8 protein-coding genes are annotated in these 6,683 nt (G+C 58.6%); 4 read left to right on the plus strand and 4 right to left on the minus strand.

The window, feature by feature from the left end; all coding sequences use genetic code 11:
* Positions 1-798: IS110 family RNA-guided transposase (locus DH10_RS30160; protein WP_192385660.1), on the plus strand; the 798-nt coding region annotated here is incomplete at its 5' end.
* 390 nt (positions 799-1,188) lie between these two features.
* Here DH10_RS30160 and DH10_RS30165 read toward each other — a convergent pair.
* Entirely contained in the window at positions 1,189-2,121 is a 933-nt protein-coding gene (locus tag DH10_RS30165; RefSeq protein ID WP_192385661.1) for an NAD(P)-dependent alcohol dehydrogenase, read from the minus strand.
* Between the two features lie 215 nt (positions 2,122-2,336).
* Positions 2,337-3,179: an SDR family oxidoreductase gene (locus DH10_RS30170; protein WP_192385662.1), complete on the minus strand. Its 843-nt coding sequence runs from the start codon at positions 3,177-3,179 to the stop codon at positions 2,337-2,339.
* A gap of 91 nt (positions 3,180-3,270) precedes the next feature.
* On the opposite strand from DH10_RS30170, the gene DH10_RS30175 reads away from it, so the two are divergent.
* A complete protein-coding gene (locus DH10_RS30175; RefSeq protein WP_210327871.1) occupies positions 3,271-3,681 on the plus strand; it encodes a winged helix-turn-helix transcriptional regulator in 411 nt (136 codons plus the stop codon).
* Positions 3,682-4,119: 438 nt separating this feature from the next.
* Complete coding sequence (locus DH10_RS38350; RefSeq protein ID WP_425515389.1) at positions 4,120-4,323, plus strand: PhzF family phenazine biosynthesis protein; 204 nt, start codon at positions 4,120-4,122, stop codon at positions 4,321-4,323.
* On the opposite strand, the gene DH10_RS30185 is transcribed toward DH10_RS38350, so the two are convergent.
* Both DH10_RS30185 and DH10_RS30190 read right to left on the minus strand, forming a co-directional pair.
* Positions 4,238-4,549 carry a hypothetical protein gene (locus DH10_RS30185; protein WP_192385666.1) on the minus strand — a complete coding sequence of 104 codons (312 nt, stop codon included), beginning with the start codon at positions 4,547-4,549 and terminating at the stop codon, positions 4,238-4,240. The two genes, DH10_RS38350 and DH10_RS30185, sit on opposite strands and share 86 nt — an antisense overlap.
* Before the next feature lie 839 nt (positions 4,550-5,388).
* Positions 5,389-5,823, minus strand: coding sequence for a hypothetical protein (locus DH10_RS30190; protein WP_192385663.1), 435 nt, complete (start codon positions 5,821-5,823; stop codon positions 5,389-5,391).
* Between the two features lie 670 nt (positions 5,824-6,493).
* Between DH10_RS30190 and DH10_RS30195 the strand changes: the two genes are divergently transcribed.
* On the plus strand, positions 6,494-6,683 hold a 190-nt coding region (locus DH10_RS30195; RefSeq protein WP_192385664.1), incomplete at its 3' end, for a co-chaperone GroES.

Consider the following 6,683-nt stretch of genomic DNA (forward strand, 5'->3'; position numbering starts at 1 on the left):
GATGCCCGTCACGCCAAAGCTGCGCTCGATATGGCGGCGAATAAGACGGATGCGAATGATGCCGATGGTTTGGCGCAGCTTGCAGAAGTCGGGTTCTTTCGCGAGGTGCGCGTGAAAGGTTTCGACAGCATGTTGACCCGGACGCTCGTGTCGGCTCGCACCCGGCTGGTCCGAATCACCACCGAGCTTTCAAACCAGATCCGGGGGCTCATGAAGACATTCGGGTTGCTCGTTCCTGCAGGTAAGGGAACCACATTCGAGAAGAACGTTCGGGGCCTTCTTATCGATCACAAGGAACTTGCTCTTATCGTGCTGCCGATGTTGGAAGCCTGGCGCGGCATTCGCATTCGTGCCGCCGAGCTTGGGCGCCAGCTCGTCGCAGATGCACGTCAGAGCCAGGCATGCCGCATACTCATGTCGATCCCTGGCATCGGCGCCATCACCGCAACCTCCTTCGCCACTGCCATTGAAGATCCGGGCAACTTCAAGAAGTCCCGATCTGTTGGCGCCTGGATCGGTCTGACGACGCGCCGCTACCAATCCGGAGAAGTCGATTATGACGGCCATATATCCCGACGCGGTGACCGCCATTTGCGAGGGCTTCTCTACGAAGCAGCGTCGGTTATTCTGACGCGTAGCACGACCGAGAGCACCCTGCGGACATGGGGCCTCAAGCTCCGCGAGAGGATCGGCTTCAAACGCGCGGCCGTTGCCGTAGCGCGCAAACTGGCGGTCACGATGCATGCGATGCTCAAGACTGGCGAGTTCTTTGATCGGAACGCAGGAGCAACAACATGAAATTTGCGGATAGCGTTCAGGATCTGAGCGCCTGAGACGTCCCTGCCGGGACGTGGGGCCGAGCCATTCCGCTGATGGGGTTGCACCGCTGACTCAGCAAAAGTGCGTCGTCCACATTGAAGGCTCCTCCCGCGAAGCTCCATCATGCGGCGACCGATGTCGACCGCGAAGACAACCGTGTACCCGGCAAACGCATCTCCAAGAACGAAGATACTTGACGTCCCCACGGCGATTAGACAACCCCATCTGCTTTGTCCTGCCCTCTAGGAGGAAGACAGCGGTCCTGAAAGCCCAGCTTGCGGTGCGAGCGTCTACGTTTCGAACCGAAAAGCCTTCAGCCGCCGTCGTGTTCAAGAGGAGTTCCTGCTTGGAATTGTTTGAGCCGTGCATTCAATCCATTGCAATGAGGCCCTTTCCGCCGACCTTCTTCCCGGCTTCAATATCGCCAATCAGTCCAATGGCGTCACTCAGGGGCACGGTATCGGCGACAGGAAGCAGCAGGCTTCCCTCGCCTGCTGCCCGCGCCAAACGGTCGAGGATCTCGGCCCTCGGGCTGCAGATGATCGGCTTGAGCTTGCGGTTCACGAACGATCGCAGGAACTTGCCAGGCGTCGGCGCCAGGTCGATAAATACGCCTTTCCCGCGCAGGAGCGAGAGGCCCGCCACTGTGGGCATTGTGGCGGCTGCGTCGTAGACGACATCGAACCGCTCGCCGAGTTGCGAGAAGTCGGTGGTCCGATAGTCGCACACGCCCTGCAGGCCCAGGACGCGAGCTCTTGGCATCGCACCTGCACTGCAACTGCCCGAGACCGTGGCCCCCAGCATCCGGGCGATCTGCACCGTCGCCGCGTCAACGGCTCCAGTGCAACCATTGACGAACACTTGTTGACCGGCCTTCAGGCTCGCTTTGTCCACGAGTCCGTTCCACGCCGTGACGCTGGGGGTAGGCAGGCAAGCCGCATTCTCGAAGGACAGTGCGTCGGGCTTCCGGACCAGGAAGGACTCGTTCGTGATCACGGCATTGCCGAAGGCGCCGCTTTGCTTGAATCGGGCCATGCCGAACACGGCATCCCCCGGCTTGACACGCGTCACGCCGGGCCCCACCGAGATAACTGTCCCAGAACAATCGATGCCCATCGCACGGGGAAATGCTTTCCCCGTCATGATCTTCATCCGACCGTTGCGCACCTGCCCGTCGACGGGATTGATGGCGGCAAATTTGACTTTCACCGCGACCTCGCCGGCGCCTGGCTCTTCCAACTCAAAGTCTTCAAGCCGCATCGTCTCCGGCCCGCCATATCGATGATATTGAATGCGTTTCATGGCTTGGCGCTCCGTGAGGCAGAGCCTCGACGGCCTTGTTTGTTGGCGGACGCCTCCACGCGCCTCCGAGCGAGCACCACAGTTTTGCTGATCGTCATTTTGGTTCCCGATGTAGTAAAATGGCTGCAGAAGCACTGAATGAATCGAGGACTGCGGCGCACCGTCGTCCTCAACTCACCTCAGCGCGCACCGCGTTTTGCGTCGTGCAGGTTTCCTTAGTTCTTGAACTTCGCCGCGTGATCCGTCGCGTAGGTCTCAAGCGACCGCGGGGGTTTGCCGGTCAAGGTTTCGACGCCGTCGGCAACAACAGCTGTCCACCCTTCGCGAACAGGGTAGAAAAGCGAGGCGAGATGGCTTGCAAAGTCGGCTGGCATGCCGACGCCGGTCAAAATCCCGATGAAAGTCTGATCGTCAACAGGCTGATACCGGACCTCCTTGCCTGCGACCGTGGAGAGAATTCCTGCTGCTTCGTGGTAGCTGAGCGAGGCCGGCCCCGTCAGATTGTACGCTTTGCCGTCAAACTGATTGCTCCTGAGGGCGGACGCAGCGCTCGCCGCGATGTCGCGGACGTCGATGAAGCTCGACTTACCGTCCGCGGCCGGCACGGCGATGACACCCTGAGCCTTGATCCCAGGAAGCCAGGACAGGTGGAAGTTGTCCGAAAACCATGTCGGCCGTACGATCACGAACGGCGTACCGCTACGTTCGAGGAAGAGCTCGGCCTGGCGGTAGGGCGTCCTCTCGTCGGCATCGACGCCCAGAGCGGTCTGCAGCGCAACCTTTACATTTCTTTCGATCGCCGCCTGCAAGATCGGCGTGAGGTAGTCGGCAACGTCGAGGCGATCACTCGGCACGAGAACATAGACGCGGTCCACCCCGTTGAAAGCGTCCTGGTAGGTTGACGGATCGGCTTGATCGAACCGGATGGCTTCCGCGCCGGAAATGACCGTCGCGGCGCGGGAGGCCGCTTTCACCTGTTCACCGGCAGCGACAAGTTCGCGGACGAGCGGTCGCCCCACGTTGCCGGTCGCACCGATCACGAGAATCTTTCCTGACATGCTGTATTTCTCCGGAAATGGTACCTAAATGATACCTGCTGTTAACACGATACTATCTAGTCAATCGGCTACCATGTGTTAAGAGGGAACCATGAGCACACCAGGTACCATCGATGGAACCGCGCCGTTGCAGCACGTGAGCCCAAGTGTATTTTGCGAACATTGCCCGACGAGGCTCGTACTGGACCGTCTTTCGGACAAGTGGGTAGTGCTTGTTCTTGCTCGACTCTCAGAGAGTCCTATGCGTTTCAATCAGTTGCGCAGGGATATTGAAGGAGTCGCGCAGAAGATGTTGTCCCAGACGTTGAAAAAGATGGAGCGCGACGGCCTTATTGAGCGCAGGGCTTTCGCTACCGTTCCCGTTACGGTGGAATATTCAATAACGCCGCTTGGTCTGACGCTGGCAAAGAAGATCATTGAGATTACGCACTGGGCTGAGGAAAACATCGGGCAGGTATTGGCGGCGCAGGCGCGCTATGACACCAAGCAACAAGTATCGTAACGATCACAGACGCTGTTAGCTGCCGGCAATCGAGGCCATATCTCTTTTATCGTGGCGACGTGTGGGATGCTTGGAGCATAAAAATATTGCCCGACTGTCAGGTGCCAGCTAGGGAGTCCATATCCCAAAGAAATGTGTGCACTAAGTTGCGTATCCAATATGTTGCGCCCTCAACAATCGCGGTCATCAAATACTCCACGGCCAGGGTCGATAATGGGTACTGACTTCAAGCCGGCGGCAAAGCGCGAACGAAACCAACCACAGCGAGGAGCGCTCTCTATGCGCATCGCGTCGATGCTTTCGCCGATCGTCTTTTCGGCAGGCGCCCTTCGCCGTTCTTGTGCTTGACGACTGGCTGCCGGATCACCTGATGCTTGCGATTGCGCAGGAGAACAACTCGGCCGAGACGGCCTTTGTCAAAGCGCGACCCGACGGTGCGTGGGGCCTTGCGTTGGTTTGCCCCCGCGGCGTGAGGTTGATTATTTTTGCGGCCATGCGACACTAGCAACGCCGCATATCTTGTTCACAAAGGCTGAGGCGTACGCATCACTCGTCTTTACCACTCGCGTCGGAGGACTGCCTGCAACTGCAGCAGCGACGAGGGCGACGCCATTGTCCGCCTTAAAGCGCCCATGCGGGTGAGCGATATTTCGGGCCAGACAGCTCTGATTGAGCTGACACTGTAATGGCCATCAAGAGGCTTCCACGTCGCGGAATCGATGGTGACTGTTCTGGCATAGCTTTCCTCGGCCAAGGTGACGCCTTGCTCAAGCTGCACCTTGAAGATTACCGTCGCCTGGTTCGCCCGACACGTCTGAACAGCTGGCCCGCCAGCTTCCGCAATTCGTTCCAGCAAGCGCAGATCCAACGGGGGTCCTTCCAACCCGAACCGAACGAGCAGGGACATATCTGCAAGGTCGGACCAGGTGAGCACCGGCTTCTCGATAAGTAATGACAAGACGGCAGTAGAACGAAGAGGCGTTCCTACCAAAACACCTCGCTGCAACAGGCTGTGGCGGCATCAAGGTCGTGCGTGAACGCAATGTCGAGGCGCCTGCGGCGTATGGCTGTCAAGCACTGCCCAGCTGGAATATCCTCAATTGTCAGACTTGCATCCGGACACAGTTTGCCGAAAAGATGGATGAGGTGCTTGAGGAATTTCCCTCCTGTCACCCAGCACAATCCAACCACGACCGTCTTTGCATCCCTGTTTTCGCGGACACGTTCAGCGATGATTCCCCTACACTCCGGGACCAGACACCTAGGCTTCCAGGAAATGCCTGAAACCGAATGCCCGACAGGAGACTGAGCTCGCTGCCGGGCGGTCACGCCTTGGAGGTGGCGTAAGTCAGCGGTTTTTAGGACCGTGGGAACGACTTCTCCTCAGTCCTACCGTTTTGCGGATAATTCTGCATGTGCCGTGCCAAAACAAAAAAGCGTGTAAAAACATCTGATAGATTGGACTCTGCTATGTCGTGGACCCGACATTGTCGGCTATCCGACAACGCCGAACATTCCTGAATGGCCAACAGGAAATGAGCGATCTTATCCTCGGCATCGACTCGACGCTTGAACCGGAGCACCTCGTGCCCCCTCCCACTTCCAGACAGCCCTACTCTACAGACGAATCGAGCCGGATCATACGAAGACCCGTCGGCGGGCGCTGATCTTGCGCATCTTCCCAAACTCACTGAGCTGCCTGCCTCGTCAGCACACTCGCCGTCGGGTCCAACGAAAGTGGATGGAGGCCGACCGATACATCACATGGACGATCTGCGCGAGCACAAGAAACTCGCTGAGCGCCATGCCCGTTATTGCCGGCAGAATGGCACGGTCTGCCTCCTGCCCTTCGCCCAATCGCAAATCCACCGACGTCTTCTGGATCGTCTGTTCGCCGGTGAAGAGCCGCGGTGGGATAGAAATGAGGCATTCGGTGAGCGTTAGTGGCGGACCAACCCCGCTAATGGCACTGAGGCGAATGGTCGGAAAGACGGGCAGAGGCTGCATGTCGCGCGTGCTCTCACGGTCTTGGCGCTCGGGACCGCGCGGATGGGGCCACACTTTTCTGGCGGCGCGAATCGCGTGACCTGTGTCCGAAACCTGACGCTGCAGAAAACATGTCGGTTTCATTGCACCGGTCATTTGGGGCACTGCGGAGGTTGTCGAAGCATTTCAGGCTCTTACTGCGCGCTGAGCGCTCTGGCATGGCCTTTGCAATGAGGTAGGGGTGACTGTGCGCAAAGGAGCAATACGAGCGATGATCACTTCTGTAAAACCCGTGTGCCCCTCTCTGAGAAGAAACAAGCTCGTTCATGAAGTCGCGCTATCTTTCGCGTTCGTTGGCGACCGAAACGGTCCACATCGCTTATCGGTCATCCGATGAATCTCAATCGGGTTTTGCCGAAAGTGCTTGGCGGCAGCTGGCGCAGCAGCGCTTAAGTGAAACTGGCCGAGCCGGGGCACATTTCCGATGGCGAAACCATACCTTGGCGTGGTTGTGCAAAAGCCGGCCCAAGCGTCCAGCCCAGCCTCGTCACATCCGAAAACAAGTGACCAACCAAGGAGAAGATGTGCCCTGATCATCTCACCAAAACATACCGCCGCGGCGGGCCGTACCCATCACAGATGGCTCTGGAGTACGGCTTTGGCAACGTAAAGAAAGTTGCTCAGCCAGCTCGGCGCTGCCCCCGATCCACTTGCTTTCACAGGCGGGGAAGATGCGAACGCTGCCGACCGCCCTCAGCGCCATGCTAGCACTCGCACGCTCCGGCAACGGAGAACAGTTCAACATACGCACTAGGAACATCAAAAAATGGCAAAGTCCAAATTCCGCCCGCTTCATGACCGCGTGGTCGTTCGCCGGGTCGAATCCGAATCCAAGACCGCCGGCGGGATCATCATCCCGGATACGGCGAAGGAGAAGCCGCAGGAAGGCGAGATCATCGCTGTCGGCTCCGGCGCCCGCGACGAAGCCGGCAAGCTCGTGCCGCTCGACGTCAAGG

This window comes from Mesorhizobium silamurunense, assembly GCF_014843825.1.
Lineage (GTDB): Bacteria > Pseudomonadota > Alphaproteobacteria > Rhizobiales > Rhizobiaceae > Mesorhizobium > Mesorhizobium silamurunense.